General features: G+C 58.3%; 21 protein-coding genes and 2 pseudogenes. All 23 read right to left on the reverse strand.

All coding sequences use genetic code 11. The features are described from left to right. Nucleotides 1-186 precede the first annotated feature (186 nt). Nucleotides 187-648, reverse strand: a complete 462-nt coding sequence (locus tag KDX37_RS18840) for a single-stranded DNA-binding protein (protein ID WP_004663602.1) — start codon at nt 646-648, stop codon at nt 187-189. Between the two features lie 10 nt (nt 649-658). After that, entirely contained in the window at nt 659-1,492 is an 834-nt protein-coding gene (locus KDX37_RS18845; protein ID WP_231654223.1) for a Rha family transcriptional regulator, read from the reverse strand. A gap of 5 nt (nt 1,493-1,497) precedes the next feature. Beyond that, nucleotides 1,498-2,052: a DUF3158 family protein gene (locus KDX37_RS18850; RefSeq protein WP_231654224.1), complete on the reverse strand. Its 555-nt coding sequence runs from the start codon at nt 2,050-2,052 to the stop codon at nt 1,498-1,500. A gap of 5 nt (nt 2,053-2,057) precedes the next feature. Continuing rightward, entirely contained in the window at nt 2,058-2,837 is a 780-nt protein-coding gene (locus KDX37_RS18855) for a PFL_4669 family integrating conjugative element protein (protein ID WP_116893265.1), read from the reverse strand. A gap of 14 nt (nt 2,838-2,851) precedes the next feature. Then, nucleotides 2,852-3,502: a hypothetical protein gene (locus tag KDX37_RS18860; protein WP_231654225.1), complete on the reverse strand. Its 651-nt coding sequence runs from the start codon at nt 3,500-3,502 to the stop codon at nt 2,852-2,854. Beyond that, nucleotides 3,499-4,860 (reverse strand): STY4528 family pathogenicity island replication protein, encoded by a 1,362-nt coding sequence (locus KDX37_RS18865; protein ID WP_231654226.1) that lies wholly within the window; start codon nt 4,858-4,860, stop codon nt 3,499-3,501. Before KDX37_RS18865 ends, KDX37_RS18860 begins: the two co-directional genes overlap by 4 nt. Continuing rightward, nucleotides 4,857-5,594, reverse strand: a complete 738-nt coding sequence (locus tag KDX37_RS18870) for a DUF2857 domain-containing protein (protein WP_231654227.1) — start codon at nt 5,592-5,594, stop codon at nt 4,857-4,859. The genes KDX37_RS18865 and KDX37_RS18870 overlap by 4 nt, the downstream gene beginning before the upstream one ends. 36 nt (nt 5,595-5,630) lie before the next feature. After that, entirely contained in the window at nt 5,631-7,391 is a 1,761-nt protein-coding gene (locus KDX37_RS18875) for a ParB family protein (protein ID WP_231654228.1), read from the reverse strand. A gap of 2 nt (nt 7,392-7,393) precedes the next feature. Beyond that, nucleotides 7,394-7,657 (reverse strand): Arc family DNA-binding protein, encoded by a 264-nt coding sequence (locus KDX37_RS18880; protein ID WP_005739985.1) that lies wholly within the window; start codon nt 7,655-7,657, stop codon nt 7,394-7,396. Then, nucleotides 7,647-7,892, reverse strand: coding sequence for a hypothetical protein (locus tag KDX37_RS18885; RefSeq protein WP_032645046.1), 246 nt, complete (start codon nt 7,890-7,892; stop codon nt 7,647-7,649). Before KDX37_RS18885 ends, KDX37_RS18880 begins: the two co-directional genes overlap by 11 nt. Next, nucleotides 7,889-8,293, reverse strand: coding sequence for a hypothetical protein (locus KDX37_RS18890; protein WP_231654229.1), 405 nt, complete (start codon nt 8,291-8,293; stop codon nt 7,889-7,891). Before KDX37_RS18890 ends, KDX37_RS18885 begins: the two co-directional genes overlap by 4 nt. 1 nt (nt 8,294) lies before the next feature. After that, nucleotides 8,295-8,624: an endonuclease Q family protein gene (locus tag KDX37_RS18895; RefSeq protein WP_231654230.1), complete on the reverse strand. Its 330-nt coding sequence runs from the start codon at nt 8,622-8,624 to the stop codon at nt 8,295-8,297. Beyond that, a complete protein-coding gene (locus KDX37_RS18900; RefSeq protein ID WP_231654231.1) occupies nt 8,621-9,292 on the reverse strand; it encodes a hypothetical protein in 672 nt (223 codons plus the stop codon). Before KDX37_RS18900 ends, KDX37_RS18895 begins: the two co-directional genes overlap by 4 nt. Before the next feature lie 502 nt (nt 9,293-9,794). Beyond that, on the reverse strand, nt 9,795-10,385 hold the full coding sequence (locus KDX37_RS18905) for a hypothetical protein (RefSeq protein ID WP_231654232.1): 591 nt from the start codon (nt 10,383-10,385) through the stop codon (nt 9,795-9,797). Then, complete coding sequence (gene dnaB, locus KDX37_RS18910) at nt 10,382-11,728, reverse strand: replicative DNA helicase (protein ID WP_231654233.1); 1,347 nt, start codon at nt 11,726-11,728, stop codon at nt 10,382-10,384. The genes KDX37_RS18905 and dnaB overlap by 4 nt, the downstream gene beginning before the upstream one ends. A 57-nt stretch (nt 11,729-11,785) precedes the next feature. Further along, nucleotides 11,786-12,653: pseudogene (locus KDX37_RS18915) on the reverse strand (ParA family protein). 648 nt (nt 12,654-13,301) lie between these two features. Then, complete coding sequence (locus KDX37_RS18920) at nt 13,302-14,384, reverse strand: protein-glutamate methylesterase/protein-glutamine glutaminase (protein ID WP_231654234.1); 1,083 nt, start codon at nt 14,382-14,384, stop codon at nt 13,302-13,304. Beyond that, nucleotides 14,347-14,879 (reverse strand): annotated as a pseudogene (gene cheD, locus KDX37_RS18925) (chemoreceptor glutamine deamidase CheD). Before cheD ends, KDX37_RS18920 begins: the two are co-directional and overlap by 38 nt. After that, the gene (locus KDX37_RS18930; RefSeq protein WP_231654235.1) at nt 14,876-15,685 is read right to left on the reverse strand and encodes a CheR family methyltransferase; all 810 of its coding nucleotides are present in this window, start codon (nt 15,683-15,685) and stop codon (nt 14,876-14,878) included. Before KDX37_RS18930 ends, cheD begins: the two are co-directional and overlap by 4 nt. Nucleotides 15,686-15,694: 9 nt before the next feature. Further along, nucleotides 15,695-16,234, reverse strand: coding sequence for a chemotaxis protein CheW (locus KDX37_RS18935; RefSeq protein WP_231654236.1), 540 nt, complete (start codon nt 16,232-16,234; stop codon nt 15,695-15,697). Nucleotides 16,235-16,270: 36 nt separating this feature from the next. Further along, complete coding sequence (locus KDX37_RS18940) at nt 16,271-17,926, reverse strand: methyl-accepting chemotaxis protein (protein ID WP_231654237.1); 1,656 nt, start codon at nt 17,924-17,926, stop codon at nt 16,271-16,273. 29 nt (nt 17,927-17,955) lie between these two features. Further along, on the reverse strand, nt 17,956-19,995 hold the full coding sequence (locus tag KDX37_RS18945; RefSeq protein WP_231654238.1) for a chemotaxis protein CheA: 2,040 nt from the start codon (nt 19,993-19,995) through the stop codon (nt 17,956-17,958). Between the two features lie 18 nt (nt 19,996-20,013). Next, complete coding sequence (locus KDX37_RS18950; protein WP_231654239.1) at nt 20,014-20,325, reverse strand: STAS domain-containing protein; 312 nt, start codon at nt 20,323-20,325, stop codon at nt 20,014-20,016. Nucleotides 20,326-20,348 lie beyond the last annotated feature (23 nt).

Raw genomic sequence — 20,348 nt, forward strand, 5'->3', positions numbered from 1 at the left:
GCATTGCAGGCTCGTATTGGTGTTGTGTGAGAACTCCAACAATACGGGCCTGTTCTCATTGAGATCAATGGATTACGTCGAAACGGGAACAGACCCTAGGGCCATGAGCTGGTGAAGAACGACGCTGAGCAGCTTCATTTCCACCAGCAGCCTCACGCAGAAGGCGCGATTTTTCACACCGGTCATCTACACGGGAATATCGTCGTCGAAATCCGGTGGTGCGTCGTCGTTGTTGTTCTGCGCCCGCTGGGGCTGATGCGTCCGGGCCGCTTGCTGAGGGTGAGACTGTGCAATTTGTACCGCTTCGATCCGGGCAGGCAGGATGCCCACACGAGAGGCCTGTACCTTCAACGCCGAAAAGTCTTCTCCATCTTTGGTCCAGGTATCCATGACCGCCCGGCCTTGTATCAGCACCCGCATACCTTTCTGATAAACGTTGGCATAGTGCTCTGCGTCTTTATGCCAAAACTCGACGTTGGCCCAGAATCCTCCGCGGTCCTCATAGCCTGTGCCATCGCTTTTCGGAATTGAGTTGTCGAAGTAGACGTTCAATCGTAGCAAGCGACGTGGATCCTTGTTGCCATTGGCAAACTCCTTGAATTCTGGAGCAGAGCCGATGTTGCCTTCCCAATCTACTGATGTGCCCATGGTGTATCCCTCAGTGTGTGAATTTTGGAGCAAATGGTGTGCGTGCTGCGTGACTGGCGACGTAGCCGAGCAACTCGCGGGCCTGGCGTGAGGTGTCGGCGAGCTTGCCGGTCATGTGGTTTTTGAAGGCGTCGCTGGCCAGTGCCTCGACCCCCTTGTCGTACAACGCGTTGAACATCAGTTCAGCGTCGTGTGCGGAGCGCAGAAGACCGTAGAGCAAATCCTTGGCGATGGAAGAACCCGCGACATTGGGCAGGTTCACGGCGGCAGACCCCTCGCCGATGATTTGACCCTGGACGAAGATCAACGCCAGCTTGACCTGTTCAGCGGTGGCTTGATCCAGCGACTGGATATCGAGGTAGGTCTGGACCACCTGCTCGCTATTGGGCCGAGGAGGACGACCTTGCGATTGGCCGCGCATGAGTTCGAGTGTCTTGAGGGCGAAAGCGAGCACCGCTTTGTTGTCGACTTCCACGGGCTGGGCTTTGAGGGCCAGCTCCATCTGATTGAAGGCGTTGATGTAGGCCTCCTTCCAGCGTGCAGCTTCCTTGCCGGTGAACCCCATGCACAGAAAAGTAAAGCCATCGCGGGTAATGCGGAATGCTGGGTCTTTACGCGTTCTACCCATACCTAGATCAACGTCAATTTGTATCGGCTCAAAATTGAGCTTATGGAAAGAGTCCGTACACTCAAGGCCTTTGATGGCCTTGATGACATTCTTGTGCAGCTTCCCAAAGTGCGATGCGATATCGACGCTGGTCGTCATGGGCTGGCCCTTGACCAGTTCGATGCTGACCTCGGAAGTCGCGTTAGCGTCGGAAGAAGTGACGATTGATTCAGTCATTGCAATTACTCCTGAGAGACATTGGCGACGCGGGATTGGTTGATCTGTTGCAGCCGTTCTGCGTAAACGGCATCAGCCTGGGCCATCTTCTCGGCACACTCGGCAGCCTGACGGCCGATGCTATGGACCAGACTGATCTGCATGTTCAAAGCGACGCGCTGCTGTTCCATGGCGTGCAGATCCTGGAGCAGTGATTCGGGTGTTCTGGGATCGGTCAGTAAGCTGGACCAGACATTGACGCCCATCTGCCGAGTGCCCATCTCCTGCCAGCGAAGAAAAACGGTGCCGGCGCTTGTGCGTTGCCGAACCATCCGAACCGGTAGAAGGGTGTAGGGATGTCTGTTCGCCTGGGCCAGCACTTGATCTTCGGCCAGCGCGTTCAAATCTTCTTCAAGGGAACGGCACAGCTCGGTCAACTGGAGCATCCCCCCCTTACCTTTAAAAGGTTTTAAAAGGCCTTTTAGGAAGGGCGCGTGTTGCAGGGTGCTGAAAGCATCCTGTTGCAGAGGCTGAAAGGCACCCTGTTGCAGTTTTTTCCCGTTAGCCGCCTGCTGTTTCACGCCGCTCACTCTTCGGACTCTGAACCAGGCTGTTCGTGGTCAGGCTGGCCCAGTGTCATTGCCTCGTCGAAACTGTCTTCACGGTCGTCTACGTCCGCTGGGCTGTTTGATGCGGTGGCCAGAGCTGGAGCAAACTTGGAACGTCGGACGCCCTCCAGGATGTCTTGGGGGATTTCGCCAAACGGCGCATACATTTCGCGCGCTTGCTCGGCGCGTGCGTTCTTGGCTGCAAAGTCTCCCCGGCTAGCGCCCGAGAATTTGTAACGCTGACTCAGGCCGAACAGGCGTCTCAGGATCGCAGCACCTTCATCCAGCCACTGGCCCTTGGCATTGTTGTCGATCAGGCCGACGTGGCTGGCCAGCAGGATGCGGCGCACCAGTTCGTCGTAAGCGGTCAGCAGATACACCGCCTTGAAGGCCAAAGGCGTCGACAGGTATAACGGGAGTGTCACGGGCTGCACGGACAGGTTCTCGCCAATGGACAACATGGCGGGCAGCGCAGCCATGACTTCATCCAGCCTGTTATCGATGTCCTTCATTTCCTGTTCGGCGGTGTCGATCTTTTCTTCTATAAGAAGGAGGAACCAGTCCGAATAAGGATCGTCCTGTTCGCAGCCACGTTTGATGCGATTGAGGATGTTGGCAAAGCCACTCAGGCCGATCATCCCGGGCTTGCCTTCGGTGCGTTGACGACCAAACCAGAGCCTTGAGGCGTGGTGGGTGTGCAGGGTCAGATTGACGCTGCTTCGCAGTGAACCGAGGTTGAGCTGAAAGTTGTCAGCCATGCTGAGCGCTTCCTTTATATGAGCGGATTGATGGAGAGAGGCAAGATTGCCCGCGCGTGCTGGCTCTGGTCAGTAACAAACCGTTTCTTGGTCGATTGGGGTTTCTCAATATCCGTGTTTGAAGTGATTCCCGGGGCATCACCCTGATGGGGGCTCGAAGTGATGCCCGGGGCATCACCCGGATCGGTGCGTGAAGTGATGCCCGGGTCACCACCTGGATCGGCGTTCGAAGTGATGCCCGGGGCATCACCCAGATCGGTGCGTGAAGTGATGCCCGGGTCACCACCTGGATCGGCGTTCGAAGTGATGCCCGGGGCATCACCCTGGTCGGTGCTCGAAGTGATGCCCGGGGCATCACCCAGATCGGTGCGTGAAGTGATGCCCGGGGCATCACCCTGGTCGGTGCGTGAAGTGATGCCCGGGGCATCACCTGGATCGGCGTTCGAAGTGATTCCCGGGTCATCACCCAGATAGGCGTTCGAAGTGATGCCCGGGGCATCACCCTGGTCGGTGCTCGAAGTGATGCCCGGGGCATCACCCTGCTCGGTGCGTGAAGTGATGCCCGGGTCATCACCTGGATCGGCGTTCGAAGTGATTCCCGGGGAATCACCCAGCTCCAGATGTGGCGGGGCGTCCCCAACGGAGCAATCATCAAGCATTTTCAACCCCGAGTCCTCGGTCGAACCATCTGCTTGATGCTCAACATGGCATCGCGTCCGGTTGCCAGTGACGACGCATCTCGTTCTCGAGTCGAAGCCCTCATGACAGGGGGATGGGGAGCTTGAGTGGAAGCGGGTGGCTGGGCGATCGGTGACCTTGAGTGACTGGCGGCCACCTGTGGCTGCTGGGTGGCCGCTGAGGGAGCCTGCCATTGGGCATTGAATTCACCACTCAGGGCTTTCTGCGTGCAGCTCAACAGGTAGCCAAACGGGTTCTTCACCGATCCGCTCTTGCACCGATGTTGCCACTGATCAAGCAGCGGTGTTCGCAACCTAGGTTCTACGCGCTGCAAGGCGATCATGGCCTTGTCACGTTGATCCTGTGTGAACCGCTCAAACCCGGAGGGCAGATCCTGCGCACTTTCCTGAGCTTCGCGCGGTACAAAGCTTTTACATACAGATGTATTTGTATTGGTATACGTACTATATGAGTTCGGAATCCGAACCAAGCCGAAAGAGGCCGAATTCAGACTGAGTTCGGAATCCGAACCCGGTGTTTTTAAATTCGCTCCCGGGCTTTTTTTACTGAGTTCGGAATCCGAACTCAGTGAATCTGACTCGTCTGAGCCCTTGGTTCGGATTCCGAACTCAGTGCCATCCTGTGCGTGTTCGATGGCTTGCGGTGCGTCATGCCATCCCTGCTGCTGCCATCTCTGCTCGATGACTTCGAGTCGTGAAGGCATCGTGCCTGTTGCCGCTGCAAACTCTTTGAACGCATGGTCTGCAACGACTCTGACGGCTTTGTTGGCATGTTCAAGCGCCTGGCCGACGAGTTGCATATAGTGGTGATCGATTTCCATCGCCTCGGCACACCCCACCGGTTCATCGTGCAGGATGTAGACGTTGCCTTGCACCCGACCGCTGACCGAGTCACGTACCCGTTGTCCAAGGCTGAGCCAGCGCGTCAGTCTCAGGACGGTCAACGCCTTGGCCACGGTTTCTTTGGAGGCCGATTTACCTGGCGACGAACCGAGGTAGGGACGTAGCTTTTCATAGCTCGGAAAAGCCGTGACGCCATCACCGTTGATCAGCAGCCTGAAGACTTGCCAGACATTGCGCTCGAGCGGTGAGAGACGATCATCGAGCAGCAGGCCACGGGGCACCGTTTCGTGCGGATTGCCACTGAAGACGACGCCTGCATACGGTTCGTCGCGCACTGATTCAGTGTCACTGGGTGTGGAACCTGAGCCAGCATTCTGCTGTTGAGCCAATTTCATCTGCTGGAGCAGCAAGTGGTTTTGCAGTGTTCCAGCCGCAGCATTGATGGCGACTGCCAGGGGAGGGCGCCGGTTCATCTTCGTCACATCCGTTCGCCTTCTACCTTGCCAGCGGCGCTTTCTTCCAGGCCACGTTCGGGAGCCCTGCCTTTCGGGTTGGCTTTGGTCAGTCGTCGGGATTCGCTCATCAGAACGAGGCTGGCGGATTTACGGTTTTTCCCCGGGGGGTAGAGGTCCTGAGTCAGCCATTGCTGAATCTTGTTCCACACCAGGCCCAGCGTAATCGGTTCGGGCGAGTGACTATCCTGCTCTTCAGCCGGAATGTTGATTTCTTCTGTCAGTAACATGGCAACGTCGAGCAAGGCGACGCCGTCGGTGTAATCGACGTTGAGATCAGCCATCAACTGGACGAACCGGTGCCATAACGGCGTGTCATCGGGCAGATCGCGAAAGCGTCCGGGCTTGCCAGGTACGCCGACCAGAACTCGCTGCAGAGAGACTTCTTGCGGCGACATGCCGAAGAACTGCTGAAGCATCGGTGTGGTGGCACCCAGACGAAGCGCGCGCTGCACGATGCGGATCTCTTCGTCGGTCCGCTCTTTGTTGGAGAGCAGGCGCTTGACCATGTCTGGATCAATCGCCACCTGGCACCAGATGACGTTGGAGTTCAACAGCACACTCTGAGAGGAAGGCTGCTGGAGCAGTACCAGAATTTCCGGGTCCAGGCCCATGTCGATGCAGCGCTTCACCTCACCGTTGCGCAGGTGATGCAGAATCTGGGCGACCATGGCTTCATTCAGTGGATTATGTCGTTTTGACATGTTCAAACTCCTGTCGCAGAACGCCGCGATAAAACCTCACGAGGTGTATGGCCCATCAACGTTCATCGCTTCCAGCTCGACCAGCCGGCGGCCTAACCGGATCAGCCGGAAAAGCTTGACGATGCAGGCATCATCCAGACGGCCCACCAACACGGCCTCCCGGTCTTCATACCTGGGGCTGCCGATTAGCAACTGGCCCAGCGCTGCCGTGAATTGAAACTCCGCCACGTCCAGGGGAGCCTCGGGTGTCTGCCGGTTCAGGGCGATGGCGTAGACCCCGCTGATGGCCTGGAGCAGGGTCAGGGTGTTGTTGGCCAGTTCTGTGAGTTCCAGGTCCATCGGCGGCTCGTGACATATAAAGCCCAGACCTCCAGGTACTCGCGCCACGGTGTCGCGGTTCAGCCCGGCGGTCGTGGCGATTTCGTGAGCAAGCTGAGCGATGACCTGACGCAGTTCATCGGGCTGGTCAATGATGCGTTCGATGTACCAGACATCCGATATCGGATGCAGTCCCCCGGCTTGCACGGGAATCGACACCAAGGCGTTGGCTTTGAAGTCCGGCAGTTCCTCGCCATCCAGCGCCGCAACCTGGCGCTTGATCTCAAAGACGCGGTCGGTAGTTGAGACCGGTGTGACGACATGGGCTTCCAGCCGCGCGATACGCTCTTCGTCAGAGAGTGGGGGCGGCAAAGGCTTGTCGGTTTTCAGGGCAGAAGCCGACGGTGCAGCCAGCGTGCTTTTTTCAGTCACCTGCGTGTCAGGTGACTGGGGCTTTGATTCCGATTGCAGCGTTTTTGGTTCCTGGTCTTCTTGGGGCCGGTGCGCATCAGATTCGGAGTCGGGTTCGGGCTGCACCTGCGGTGTTGGTGGTAATCGCAGCGGCGTTTCAATGACCGATGAACGACGTGCCATCGTCAGGTTTTCGTTGACGTTCAGCAGGACCTGCTCATACGTCCTGCCCGTACCTTCCTTCATATGGCTGATCAGTTCATCCTGAACACGTTCACAGACGAATTCGCTGGCATCGCCATCGAACATTGACAGCACGTCCTGGAACAGCACCTCGAAGTCGGTGACGTTCGGTTTGCCTTCGGTGTGCGTCTGCCACGTCTGAGCGGCGGCTTTACGAAGGGCCAGCAGCCGTTCGACCTGATGCTTGCCCAAACCGGAGTAGAGCGCGGCGGGGATCACTGGCAGCAGGCAACGGATGGTCTCTTGCATGCGGCTGATATGGGACTGCGATACCGGATAACCGTCCGCTTTCAGCCTCTTCGCCAGCTCTCGTTGAGATATGGGCTCGCCGGTTTCTTGCTCATAGATGGCTCGGGCATTTTCAATGCCCACGGCGCGCTCGATGAACATCAGGTTACCGCGCAGGTCGTTTTCGGCCAGGTGGCCGGTGAGGGCAATGATTTCCCCACGCTCGCCATCCCAGGGGCGGAACAGCACGCTGATCCTGTAAAAGCGCTCGTCCCCCGTTTCTTTGTACAGCTCTCGCAGAATCGACAACCGCGTATTGCCGCCGTTGCGGATGATGAACTTCTTCTCACCCGGACGACGTGTGACCTGGGGGGGCTGATCCAGACCCCTGACCCGAATGGAGTCCTTGATCTCCTGGTACTTGATGTTGGTCACCGTGCGAGGGTTATGCTCGTACGCTGACAGCTCATCCAGGGTCAAAACCATAGGCGTGTCTGCAATGGGGTCAGGCAGGCGATCAACCGAGGGGCCAGAGCGACTAAATGAGCCCTGGAGCAACTTGCCCGTTATTTCATCGGCAGTGAGTTTGCTCGCCATGATTATTGACCCGCCTCAGAAAGTTGAACGACATTGCTCGCTGGCGTCCCGCCGTTGAGCAACACATCGATCACGGCCTTGAGCCTTGCGATCTCCTGCTCTTGCTTCAGGCTGCAGTCGATGCGGTGTACGCATTCGCTATTCATGGAGCGATGACTGGCTTTGGCTGCCATCGATAGCCGAGCTCTCATTCCCATCGGGAAACGAACAACAAACTTTTCGTCTTTGTCGTCGTCACGGATATTCACGGTTTCGTTATTCAACATGGCGTTCTCCATCATGGCTGAGGGGGTGTGCGCGGCGCAGTTGAGCGCGAGCATTGAGGCTGGCCCTGTGGTCGCTGGGTGTGAAAGAGGTGAAGATGGGCGAACATCCACCTTTGGTGAACTTGACGTGGCCACCGTGAGTGCGATGGACCGCCCATCCCTGCGAAATGGCGAAGTCAGCCAACGCCTGCAGAGATTTTTTTGCGCCTCGAATAGATGCAGGCATATTGCTCATGATCGTGCCCTCGCATGGCCGAAAGCAGCCGAGCGAAAGGGGATCTGGTAGCGGCGAGCTATGGCTTCACAACGCTTACGCGTTTGATTGAGCGACGCAGCTGCTGAAAAGAGTGATGAACCGGCAGTGCAGTGAGCTCTAAGCAAGCGTGCGAGCTCGGTATCGCTGAGCGCATTTGCTTTTTTCTGCTTCTGAGACTCAGTACCAGCCTTCAACAGGGCCGTTTTTTCAGCATTGATGATGAACGAAGGGTCATTCACACGCTGATCGGCTTCCACTCGTTGGATGGACCCTCCGCGATTGAAGTATTCCGTAATGGCCTTCTCGATCCGCAGCCTGTCTCTCTCTCGATCTGACTGACTGGGTAGATCCTCTTCAAGAATGTTGTGGTGGCGCGCCATGTCACTGTTCCTCCGATCCGCTGAGCTTGTTACCCGCCTGGATCTCCAGGATTTCAACCTCCTGGTCGGCGAAAGTCTCGGTGAGCTTCTCCATGAACGAGCGACGCGAACAGCCATCTTCCATACGAAACACAACGGTGTACTCCATGCCGCGGGGCATCTGATTAGGAGCGGCATCAAGTGCCTTGGTCTCGAACGTGAGGACCTCAACCAAGTCGCCGCTATGGCATACCGGACACTCTCCCTCCGCAATGGCTACATGAGGTGGGAGGTGTTGGCCGCAGTTGCGGCATTCATCTGTAATCGAAAGGGCGTTAGCACACGTATTCATAGCGATTCCTTGGCTGCTTGGGACAGTTCGGGCCATGCCAATTCGGGATAAGTGGCTAGTACTCCATGAAACCCTGGCAGGCCTTGAGCTGAATGCACCTGAGAAGGACGCGTGGCTTGATCTGGCAGGAGAGCCATTAGGAGAGGCAGGGAGCTGCGACGCCCCTTGGTGTTGCGATTCGCCCGGCTTTCAACTACCCGCAAACCCATACAATCGAATGGTTTTGTGAGCCATGACATAGGACGTGGTTCGCTTTCCCCCCAAATAATCTCGGGATTTATGCGAATGACTTCCGAGAACTGAAAATTACCTTCGTGCTGATTCATTACGGCAGCACAGCGTTCGCTGATCAGTTGTTCCTCTCTGAGCCTGTCCATCATGGTTTTGCTGTTAAAGGCTCGACCGTCAACCAACAGGTCGGTGTTGTCTTCGAAGTAAGTTCGAATTTCGGCAAATAGCCACTGTTGAGCGGTCAGGAGCACATCATTGACGAGCCAGGCGTTGGTCCTGACGCCTTCGTAGGTGAGTTGATGACGGCAAACTTCAATGAGCGCGGTACAGAGTATTTCGCTGGAAATACCTGACATATCCGGCGACGATAAAAGCGTGGCGGTGGCGGGCAGCGGTGTTTCTACCGATACTGAGTTTGGTTTTTTGGGCGTGAGCATGTTTGCCCACCAACCTGCAGGCGCTTGTCGTAAGTCGACTATTTGAAATGGAGTAGGGGCATTACCCTCTTTTCCATCCCAGTACCAATAGTAGCCGGGTTGGGTTGGCGTTGACTGCGACCAGACAAGTGTTGCTGTGCTGAAGTTGGTTGGCGTATTCATAGCGAGTGGGCCTCAGACGGCTGGACAGCAGACCGTTGAACATGAGCGGGCAAGACCGCGCGGACTCGTGGGGAAAGGGTGCCGGACGCAGCCAGTGGTAGAGTTCGGTTTCCAAACGAAAACCCAAACCACCGGAGGTCCGGCATGAAACCTAGAGAAGTACAGTCGTACGATGCGCTTGCGGAAGAAATTTGGAAGTCCGCGCAGGCGCTGCTAGGGTTTGACCAGATTGCACAGCGGCAGTGGTATGAGCAGACCTTCTGCCTTTCTGCGTGGGGTGATTCACTGGCTGTCGCAAGAAACTGGGATCTGTCAGGCTTGGAGGCGATTGAATATGCACTCATTCTCCGGCACTCCTGGTTTCCTCACCAGATCCGACAAATGACTCCTCGCGATAAGTGGCTATCACTGCATGAGGAGCTGGCAGGACTGGAGATGGCCTATGGTGCGAAGCAAGCGTGGAGGGATCGGGAAGCAACAGAGCTAGACGCCAACGATTCGCCTGAGGACGTGTGGCGTGTATATCCCCGGGGATACCCAGTGCCATGAAGGGGTGATCTTCAACCTCATGGCAGAACCAGGGAAATGCATCCAGAAGTGCGTTGTCAGGTAGCTCGCCTTTGGCGAGCTGCAACAATGGACGCCAACGCGCTCGGCCGCCGAATTTCGAGTCATACCTCAGAACGTAGCGTTGCGGACGTGATACCAATTCGAGTTGCAGCAGAAGGTCAGCCAAATCGCTCGGAATTTGCCGACGTGGTAGAGGGTTCAATGCAATGCTGATAAGCGCGCTCAGGGCGGCTGCATCTATCAGCACGATGTCATCCACCAGCCAAGCAGACGGATGAGGCTTTTCTGTCAGGCATTGACTTATTGCTTCGTGCAGATGAGGGGCAAGAGATTCCTTTGTCAGTTCAATGAAGGACGTCATGCCCTTGCTCCTTGCCAGGTGCTGGCCGAAAGATTTTCAAAGCGGGTGTGCTGGGGGATGAAAGCCGTTCTGACGGTGCCGAGCGAGCCATTGCGATGCTTGCCAAGAATCAGCTCAGCGATGCCTTTGTGCTCGGTGTCGGCGTTGTAAACCTCATCCCGATACACGAACAAAATCAGGTCCGCATCCTGTTCAAGCGCGCCCGAGTCACGAAGGTCCGCGTTGATAGGTCGCTTGTTCGGGCGTCGCTCCAGTTCTCTGTTCAGTTGAGAGAGCGCGACGACAGGGCAGTCGAACTCCTTGGCCAGCGCCTTGAGGGAGCGAGATATCTCGCTGATTTCGTTGGCCCGATTTTCCGTGCCTGGGCACTTCATCATTTGCAGATAGTCGATCATGATCAGGGCTGGCTTTCCGAAACGCCGTGCCCCTCTGCGTGCCCGGGCACGTATTGCCGAAGGCGTCAGGTCTGCTTGGTCATCAATGACAAGGCGGTCCCTGTAGGAATTGACCTTGGCCACTGCCAACGAAAGCCTCGACCAATCCTCATCTTCGAGCTGTCCGCGTATCAGCTTCTCAAGATTCAGATGTCCCAATATGGATAGAAGCCGGTAAATGATCGCTTCGGCTGGCATCTCCAGGCTGTAGATCTGAACAGTGGAGTGGTCATCTTTCTGAAGCGCAGCGTCCACGAAATTCAGCGCCAGGCTGGTTTTTCCCATCGATGGCCTTGCAGCGAGGATCACCAGATCCGCTGGCTGTAAGCCACCCGTCAACTCGTCCAGATCGGACAGTCCAGTGGGCACTCCGACCACCGACTCTCCTGCGTTGAAGCGAAGATCGATCTTGTCGACCACCTGCAGGAGCATCTGGTTGACGTCGACAAAGTCAGACGCGTGCCTTCCCTGTCCCAGGGCAAACAGCTGCTGTTCGATGACGTCCTGCACGACAGCCGCATCCGCCTGAGGATCCGAAGCCTCCCGGGTGCATGCATAGCCGTGTGAAATCAGCCGACGCAGATGAGCTCGGTTGCTCACTGTGTCGGCATACGCCTTGATGTTAGCCACGGAGGGTGTGTTTTTGGCGAGCTCACTGAGGTAAGCCAAGCCACCAGCAGCATCTATTGCCGCAATGGAGTCGGACACCGTGACCACGTCAAATGGTCTGTTCGATTCAGCCAGCGCCGCAATGCTCTGGAAGATCAGACGGTGCTCGGCCCGGAAAAAGTCATCGGCTTTGATTCGGTCTGCAATCAGGTCCCAGGACTCGTTGTCGAGCATCAGCCCGCCTAGCACCGCTTGTTCGGCTTCGACGGAGTGAGGGGGTGACATATTGGATATATCCATCACGTCCTCCCGATTCGGGCAGAGGACGGGGAATGCTGATCGACACCGCTGGCCATCTCAAAGGCCCCCTTTGACGAGGGTTTCTACGGCGTTTTCGGTCATCGCCTCAAAGCGGTCCGCCCATTGCGGAAAAAGCTCGATGGCCAGATCTCGGATGATCTTCAGGGCGCTGGGCGCTGGGCGCGCGGCGATTGCTAGGTTGCTTGTACTCTATCCGATGAGCCGACATGCCTGCGGTTGAACCTTGGCGGAAAATAACTGAAGCAGGAACTGTATTTCTGAGGACGTCGATCTCAGTGTTGTCAGCAAAAGTCCTTCTGATCGCGTCATGGATCTCGCGGGCATCAACAGTCTGGTCGAGACAGTTCACCACGACCTTGATGGGGGGAACGAGCAGTCCCAGCCTTGAGTAAGGACGCAGGCCTTCAAGCATCTGCAACGTGCCACGGTTAAATTCCCGGGCGCTCAGCATGTTCGGTGGTAAGGGTGAAACGGCCAGATCTGACGCTAACACCACCATTTCCAGCATGACGCTGCGTGCGCCTTGAGTATCTATGAGGATCAGATCGAATTGGTTCGCAAACGCTTTCAGAAGATGAGCCAGTCGAAGCCGTCCGTCAGGTGCCTGGAGCAGCAGGTTGATCAACTGGTTGTTCGGATCGTTTGACAGGATCAGAGACAGGTTTGGGATGCTGGTCCGGGAGATGATTCTTTCTGGATCAGTGAGGTTGTGTGCGATCAGGTCGAAGATGCCGCCGCTGACTTCCTCTGTCATGGGGTAGTAAGAGGAGAGAGAAGGCTGGACCGGGTCCATGTCTATGAGCAGGACCTTCAAGCCGGCGTCGGCGCAGAAGCCGCCCAGGTTGGCAGCAAGCGTGGTTTTTCCGACACCACCTTTGGTGGACAAAAGCGAGGTTACGAACATGGTATAAAGCCTCTAATGGGGACATTAGAGGCTGCGTGGTCTTTCAAAACCGGCTACAGCGTGCTCGTTCTCAAGTTGTCAGCAGGACCAATTGTCTTTTAACCAATTGGTCGTAGGTTCGAATCCCACACGACCCACCATTTCGAAAATCTGGAAGGCCCATGAAAATGCGGATTTCCAGATTTTTTTTTGCGTTGCAGATCATCCGGTCGGATAGCTGATTCGGCTTCTGTGATTGGGTTGAAGCAACCATCTGTAAGGCAGTTGGCAAGTCTTTCGAAGCTTAAGGCAGTATTACCGTTTGAGCGTAATGCGCACCCAGACAAGCAGCCGTCTGTCGCGAAACGTCGCGCCGGAAAGTGGTGATGTCAATTGCGCAGCGGAGTGCCTGTTCGAAGCCCCTTAATGCCACGCGTTTTGCTCACCCTGATACACCGTGTCCGCTGTTATCGGCTATTGCAGGGGTTTGCTGAGTTCGAATGTCTGCTGAATCGACTGCAAATGATGATGGCATTCGGCAAATTCCGACGCCCTCGGCTCATTGTGAGGATCTACTTATTCAAGGGATCCTGTAAAAGCCCTCAGGTGCTTGAGTCGATCTGCGCGCACTTGCCTGTGGCGGTCAGCGCAGCCCGGTGACACTCCCATTCATTTATGCAAGATCGCCTGATGAATATCCTGCAGCGCCATGATGCGCTGGGCGGCATTGAGCTTGATGGCTTCCTTGGGCATGCCGAACACCACGCAGCTGGCTTCATCCTGGGCTACCGTGGCAGCGCCGGCATCGAGCATTTCCTTCAGGCCACGGGCGCCATCGTCGCCCATGCCGGTCATGATGATGCCGGTGGCGTTCTTGCCGGCGAATCGGGCCACGGAGCGAAACAGGACGTCCACTGACGGGCGGTGACGGTTGACCAGTGGGCCGTCGATAACCTGGGCGTGGTAGTAGGCGCCGCTGCGGGTCACCATCAAGTGCTTGCCGCCGGGAGCGATCAGCGCCAGGCCGGGGAGGATGCGGTCGTTGTTACGCGCCTCGCGTACCTCGATCTGGCACACGCTGTTGAGACGTGCGGCGAAGGAGGCGGTGAACTTTTCCGGCATGTGCTGCACGATCACTATGCCCGGACACACCCTCGGCAGCTCGGTCAGCACGGACTCCAAGGCCTGGGTGCCGCCGGTGGAGGTGCCGATGGCGACGATGCGCTCGGTGGTCTGGGCCATGGCGTGGCCGTTCGCGGCGGGCAGCACGGCGTCTGCGCTGAGCTTGCCGGCAGGGGCGGGTGCGGTGGGCGGTTTGACACTGCGTTTGCCCAGGTTCTTGACGTTGGAGTTGGCCGCCGCACGGATTGCCGCGACCAACTCGGCCGCCGAGTCGATCAGGAAATTCTTCAGCCCCGTGGTGGGTTTGGCGATGACTTCCACGGCCCCGGCCGACAGCGCCTGCAGCGAAGTCTCCGCGCCTTTCTGGGTCAGCGAAGAACAGATCACCACCGGCGTCGGCCGTTCGCTCATGATTTTGCGCAGAAATGTGATGCCGTCCATGCGCGGCATTTCCACGTCCAGCACGATGACATCCGGCCATTCCCGGGCGAGTTTGTCCATGGCGAAAATCGGGTCGGATGCCGCGCCCATCACATGGATGTCCGGCGTGTCGCTGAAGATCGCCAGCAGCACCTGGCGCACCACGGCCGAGTCATCGACCAGCAGCACGCTGATTTTTTTGGTAGGCATTTATTAGAGTGTTCCCATTGGTTGGTGCCGGACCCAGACGTTGCCACTCCACAGGTCGAACATAATCATGCGACAGCCGGTGCTGCCCATGTCCTGCGCGGTCAGGTGCAGGTGATAGCGCTCGGTCAGGTCCAGCGCCGCGCGGATATTCAGGCTGGCCACGTTCTGCTTGGAGGGGTGATGTTGCTGCTCGGGAAACATATTGCCGCCGCCGAACAACTTCACCTGATAATCCTCGGGCCGCGTGCAATGAGCGTGGGCGTGGCGCAGCAGCAGTTCGACAGCCTCATCGGCATATTTGCCGTCCAGAGACAGCCCCCTGCACAAACGCGTCGGTAGCATGAAATGGCACATGCCGCCAATCAGCCGCTCTGGGTGCCAGAACGTAAACGCTACGCACGAGCCCAGCAGGGTGCGCAAGCGCGTCGGCCGGGTCGCAAAGCTGACTTGCCCAGGCGCGAGCACCACGTCACTCACCACCAAGGGCATTTTCATGGCTTGCGGTAAATCGACGGTGCCACCAGTTTCAGGGTGTCATTCACGCCGTTGAGGCTTTCCGAGTGGCTGATGATGAAATGGCCACCGGGTTTGAGCAGCGGCAACAAACGTGCCACCACTTGGCTCTTGGTTTGCTGGTCGAAATAGATCATCACGTTGCGCAGGAAAATCACCTCGAACTCGCCCAGGTCGGGCAAGCTCTCGTTGAGGTTGACCTGGGCGAAATGGACGCGGCTGCGCAGGCTTTTGTCGATCAGGAAGGTGCCTTCCTGGCGACCGATCCCCTTGAGGCAATACTTGCTCAGCAGCGGCTGGGGCAGGGTGCTGGCGCGCTCCATGGAGTAGTGCCCGGTGCGCGCCTTGGCCAGCACCTGGGTGCTGATGTCCGATCCGACTACTTCCCAGGGTGTGGTACCCAGGCTTTCGGCCAGGGTCATCGCCAGGCTGTAGGATTCTTCGCCGGAGGAACTGGCCGCACTCCACACGCGAAACAGCTTGCCCGGCGCCGTATTCGGTAGCACCTGCTGACGCAGGAATTCGAAGTGCTTGGGCTCGCGGAAAAAATAGGTTTCGTTAGTGGTCAGCAAATCCAGAGCGACCTGCAGTTCGCCCTTGCGCTGATCGCTCATGATCAGCTTGAAGTACTCCCCATAGCTCTCCAGCTCATAGTGCTTGAGGCGTTTGAACAGGCGTCCGGCCACCAGCGCCTTTTTCGCCGGCGACAGGTTGATGCCGGCCGCACGGTACAGCCAGGACTGGAAATGACCGAACTCGCGGTCATCAAGCGACGAGGTATCTGGCATGACCGGGCCTCAGCGCACGTCGGCATCGAGTGCCGGTGCCTGGCCGGCCTCGGCGAGGCTGGACATCTCGTCGATGGACAGCACCTTGTCCACCTCCAGTACGATCACGAACTTGCCTTCAACCTTGGCCATGCCGCTGATGAAGTCGGCGCGAATCCGCGCGCCGAAGCTTGGCGGCGGTTCGATCTGCGTCGCTGGGATTTCCTGAACCGCCGACACGGTGTCCACCAGCAGCCCGATGTCCTGGGGCTGACCATCTTCAGTGCGGGCTTCGATGATGACCACACAGGAGCGCCGGGTGATAGCCGAGTTCTGCCGGCCAAAGCGCGCCGACAGGTCCACCACCGGCACCACGGCGCCGCGCAGGTTGATCACGCCACGCACGAACGCGGGCATCATCGGCACCACCGTCAGGCTGCCGTATTCGATAATTTCCTTGATGCCCAGAATACCGATGGCGAACATCTCTCCGCCGAGCATGAAGGTCAGGTATTGCGCGTCCTCGTCGGCCGCAATGGCGGTTTGACGTGGAGTGGTTGCTGCGCCCATGTGATTCTCCCTGTGAGCCCGTAGCGTCGCGTACGATCAGAAACGGGTGAACTCCGATTCGTCGGGGGCGCTGGCCATGTTGTAGGCAAATGCCTTGCGCGGTGCCGGCGCAGTTGGGCGCGGCGGCTGGCGGTTGGGCTTGTTGCCGGTGTCCACCGCGCTGCTTTGCACCGTGGCCCTTGACGACGCATCGAGCACGAAGAAGCTCATGGCCTGTTGCAGCTGTTCGGCCTGGCTGCTCATTTCTTCGGCGGTGGCGGCCAGTTCCTCGCTGCTCGAAGCGTTCTGCTGCGTCACCTGATTGAGCTGGGTCATCGCCGTGTTGATCTGCGCAACGCCGGCGGCCTGCTCCTCGGAGGCGGCGCTGATTTCCTGCACCAGGTCGGAGGTCTTGTTGATCGACGGCACCATTTCGCCGAGCAGCTTGCCAGCGGTCTCGGCCATCTCCACGCTGCTGGACGACAACTCGCCGATTTCCTGCGCGGCCACCTGGCTGCGCTCAGCCAGCTTGCGCACCTCGGCGGCCACCACCGCGAAGCCCTTGCCATGCTCGCCTGCCCGGGCCGCTTCGATGGCCGCGTTGAGGGCCAGCAGGTTGGTCTGGTAGGCGATGTCATCGATGATGCTGATGCGCTGGGCAATTTTCTTCATCGCCACCACGGTCTGCTGCACCGATTCGCCGCCTTCGGTGGCTTCCTTGGCGGCCTTGCTGGCCATGCCGTCGGTGACCTTGGCGTTCTCGGTGTTCTGGTTAATGCTGGCGCTCATCTGCTCCACCGACGCGCTGGTTTCCTCGACGCTGGCGGCCTGCTCGCTGGTCGCCTGGCTCATCGATTGCGCGGTGGCGCTGACCTGTTCCGAGGCGCTGGCGAGGTTGTCGGCGGCGTTGCGCACTTCGCCGATGATATGCGCCAGTTTGCCGACCATGTTGCGCATGGAGTTGAGCACCATGCCGGTTTCGTCTTTGGTTCCGGGTTCGATATGCGCGTTGAGGTTGCCCTCGGCCAGTTGCTCGGCGGCGGTCGCTGCCTGTCGCAACGGGCGCGAGATGATCCGCGAGATGAACAGCGCCAGGCACACGCCGATCAACAGGGCCGCGACCAACACTGCAATGATCGACAGGCGCGCGCTTTCATACAAGGCCGTGCCTTTGTCGCCCGCGATTGTGGCGCCGGTGTCATTGAGCTCGACCATTTTTTGCAAGTTGGTGATTGCCTCTTCAAAGCGCAGCTTGGACTCGCCCTTGAGCATTGCCAGCGCCGCAGCTTCCTGGTTCTGCCGGGACAGCTCCAGCAATTGCTTGCTGCTGGCCAGGTAGGCATTCCAACTGTTGTTCACATTGTTGAAAAACTGACGATCGTCATCGCTGACTAACAGCTTTTCGTAGGTGTCCATACGGGTTTCGAGTTGCTGGTTCGATTCGGCGGCCTCTCGCTCCATTTGTGCCTTTTCCTCGGCGGTCTCGGCGCTGAGATGGCGGTATTCCTTCAGGCGATAGTTGGCGGCATAAAAACGCATGCCGGACGCAGCGCGCACCGATGGCAACCAGTTGCTCTTGATGTCCTGGGCAGTCTGGTTGACGGCGCCAAGCTGGAGGATCGCGAAGCCGCCCATGCCTGCCGTGAGCGTGAGGACCAGCAGGAACGAGCTGATCAGCTTGGTGGAAATCTTCAGGTCGTAGAACCATTTCATCAGGAAAACTCCATGGAATTGCAAATACATCAGCGAACGACGACCAAGGGCGCCTGAGGCGCCTGGGCAGTACGGGCTTCCAGTTGTACGATTTGGCTGAGCAGGGCGGGCACGTCCAGAATCAACGCTACGGCACCGCTACCCAGGATGGTTGAGCCGCTGATGCCGCGTAGTGCGCCAAACAGCTTGCCCAAGGGTTTGATCACGGTCTGGAACTCGCCGAGCAGGTCATCCACCACCAGCCCGGCCTTATGCTCGGCGTAGCGCACCACCACCACATTCTGGCGCCGCGCTGGCGGGCCTTCATGGCTGAAGTGCTCACGCAGGTCCACCAGTGGCAACACCTCGCCGCGCAGGTCCAGATAACCCTGGTCGCGGCTCGACTGGCGCTGGTGTTCGTCCAGCTCGATGCATTCCTGCACCATGTCCAGTGGAATCACATAGGTGGACTGATCGATCCCGACCAGAAAACCGTTGATGATCGCCAGGGTCAGCGGCAGGCGAATACGCACCACCGTGCCTTGGCCGGGACGGCTGTCCAGATCGACAGTGCCGCGCAGCAACGTGATGTTGCGCTTGACCACGTCCATGCCGACGCCGCGCCCGGACAGGTTGGTGACCGCATCGGCGGTGGAAAAACCGGCCTCGAAAATCAGGTTGTAAATTTCCTGATCGGTGAGCTGTGTGCCGCTGGCAACCAACCCGCGCTCCTGGGCTTTTTCGAGGATGCGTTCGCGGTTGAGGCCGGTGCCGTCGTCGGCGATTTCGATGACGATGCTGCCGGAGTCGTGGTAGGCATTCAGACTCAGGTGGCCCTTGCTCTGCTTGCCCGCCGCGCGCCGCGCTGCGGCATTTTCGATGCCGTGGTCCATGGCATTGCGCAGCAGGTGCATCAGCGGGTCGCCGATTTTTTCCACCACCGTTTTGTCCAGTTCGGTTTCCGCGCCGCTGATGATCAGGTCGATATCCTTGCCCAGTTCCTGGCTGACATCGCGCACCACACGTCGAAAACGATTGAAGGTGTCGCCGATGGGGATCATGCGCAGGCGCAGGGCGCCATCGAGGATCTCCTCCACCAGCCCCGATACAGTCGACGTGGCTTCCAGCAGTGGATCGTCTTGGCACGAGCGGGCCAGCAGGCTCGCGCCAGCGCTGGCGATGACCAGCTCGCCGACCAGGTTTATCAGTTCATCAAGCTTGTCTGCGTTGACCCGTACGTAGTTGCCATCACGGGGTTTCGCTTCGCCGGTCGCGGCGACTCGTTGAGCGCTCGTGGTCCGTGGGTCGGGCTCGGCTTGCGTTTTGGGTTCGATGCCGCTGGACGCGGAGCTGTCGTGCGCTGCGTCGACTGCGCTGATGTGCACTTCACAATCATCGCGAACGAAGTCGAATACTTCGTTGAGGGCTGCATGGCTGGCTGTCGAGCGCAGGTCTAATTCAAAGCCCAGGTAGCAGCTCTCCGGGTCCCAGCTGTCAACGGGCGGAATGCTGTCCGTCAGTGTGCTGAGTTGCATGATCTGGCCGAGGGTTTCCAGGTAGCGCAGGAAGGACAGCGGGTCCATGCCATTGCGGAATACGTCCACACCAAAGCGCAGAGAGATATGCCACAGCCTCTCGGCGTCTGCATCGCCGTTTGCCGTAGGGGCATCCGCGCTGGCACCAGGCGCGTCAGCCTCCTGATAGGCGCTCAGTGCCTGACGCAATGTCGCTTCGCGTTCCAGCGCGGCGGGCGTCAGGGCTTCGCCCCGGCTGGCGACGACGTCGATCAACTCGAGCATATGGTCGCCAGCATTGAGCAGCAACGCGATCAGCGCGGCATCCACCGCTACGCTGTCGTCGCGCAGGCGGTCGAGTACATCCTCGACGATGTGCGTGAAATTCACGATCGGCGTCAGGCCGAACAGCCCGGCCGAGCCTTTGATGGTATGTGCGGCACGGAATACCGCACCGATCGCACCTTCGTCGTCAGGATCGCTCTCCAGTTGCAGCAGGGATTGCTCCATGGCCTGCAACAGTTCGCGTGCCTCGACGATAAATGTCTGCTGTGCCTGATCGAGATTGATGCTCACCGGGACCTTCCTTGTCGATCATTGAACGAAGTGTGGTGCAGGTTCAAAGCCGTCGCTGCGGCACAATTGCAACGTCTGCGCGACCGCCTGGCTTTGGCCGGCCAAGCTCAAGACCGTGCCGGTATTGCCCGCTTCGCGCTGCATGAGCGCAAGCAGTTGCAGGCCGGCGCCATCCATTTCCGTGACTTGGCACAGATCCAGGTGCAGACGCGGTGTCGTGCCAATCTGTGGCAGCAGCGCGGCGGCCAGTTCGGCCACGGTGTAAATCGTCAGCTCGCCGTCGATGCCCACATGGGCGGTGCCGTCGAGCGTTTCGCGGGTAATCGACATGGGACGCTCCTGGGTTGTAACTG

The organism is Pseudomonas californiensis, assembly GCF_021147775.1.
Taxonomy (GTDB): domain Bacteria; phylum Pseudomonadota; class Gammaproteobacteria; order Pseudomonadales; family Pseudomonadaceae; genus Aquipseudomonas; species Aquipseudomonas californiensis.

What these genes read in the sequence shown, in the direction of transcription:
- KDX37_RS18840 (WP_004663602.1), bottom strand. Translation starts at nt 648, where the DNA reads ATGGGCACATCAGTAGATTGGGAAGGCAACATCGGCTCTGCTCCAGAA.
- KDX37_RS18845 (WP_231654223.1), bottom strand. Translation starts at nt 1,492, where the DNA reads ATGACTGAATCAATCGTCACTTCTTCCGACGCTAACGCGACTTCCGAG.
- KDX37_RS18855 (WP_116893265.1), bottom strand. Translation starts at nt 2,837, where the DNA reads ATGGCTGACAACTTTCAGCTCAACCTCGGTTCACTGCGAAGCAGCGTC.
- KDX37_RS18870 (WP_231654227.1), bottom strand. Translation starts at nt 5,594, where the DNA reads ATGTCAAAACGACATAATCCACTGAATGAAGCCATGGTCGCCCAGATT.
- KDX37_RS18875 (WP_231654228.1), bottom strand. Translation starts at nt 7,391, where the DNA reads ATGGCGAGCAAACTCACTGCCGATGAAATAACGGGCAAGTTGCTCCAG.
- KDX37_RS18880 (WP_005739985.1), bottom strand. Translation starts at nt 7,657, where the DNA reads ATGTTGAATAACGAAACCGTGAATATCCGTGACGACGACAAAGACGAA.
- KDX37_RS18885 (WP_032645046.1), bottom strand. Translation starts at nt 7,892, where the DNA reads ATGAGCAATATGCCTGCATCTATTCGAGGCGCAAAAAAATCTCTGCAG.
- KDX37_RS18890 (WP_231654229.1), bottom strand. Translation starts at nt 8,293, where the DNA reads ATGGCGCGCCACCACAACATTCTTGAAGAGGATCTACCCAGTCAGTCA.
- KDX37_RS18895 (WP_231654230.1), bottom strand. Translation starts at nt 8,624, where the DNA reads ATGAATACGTGTGCTAACGCCCTTTCGATTACAGATGAATGCCGCAAC.
- KDX37_RS18900 (WP_231654231.1), bottom strand. Translation starts at nt 9,292, where the DNA reads ATGCTCACGCCCAAAAAACCAAACTCAGTATCGGTAGAAACACCGCTG.
- KDX37_RS18905 (WP_231654232.1), bottom strand. Translation starts at nt 10,385, where the DNA reads ATGACGTCCTTCATTGAACTGACAAAGGAATCTCTTGCCCCTCATCTG.
- dnaB (WP_231654233.1), bottom strand. Translation starts at nt 11,728, where the DNA reads ATGGATATATCCAATATGTCACCCCCTCACTCCGTCGAAGCCGAACAA.
- KDX37_RS18920 (WP_231654234.1), bottom strand. Translation starts at nt 14,384, where the DNA reads ATGCCTACCAAAAAAATCAGCGTGCTGCTGGTCGATGACTCGGCCGTG.
- KDX37_RS18930 (WP_231654235.1), bottom strand. Translation starts at nt 15,685, where the DNA reads ATGCCAGATACCTCGTCGCTTGATGACCGCGAGTTCGGTCATTTCCAG.
- KDX37_RS18935 (WP_231654236.1), bottom strand. Translation starts at nt 16,234, where the DNA reads ATGGGCGCAGCAACCACTCCACGTCAAACCGCCATTGCGGCCGACGAG.
- KDX37_RS18940 (WP_231654237.1), bottom strand. Translation starts at nt 17,926, where the DNA reads ATGAAATGGTTCTACGACCTGAAGATTTCCACCAAGCTGATCAGCTCG.
- KDX37_RS18950 (WP_231654239.1), bottom strand. Translation starts at nt 20,325, where the DNA reads ATGTCGATTACCCGCGAAACGCTCGACGGCACCGCCCATGTGGGCATC.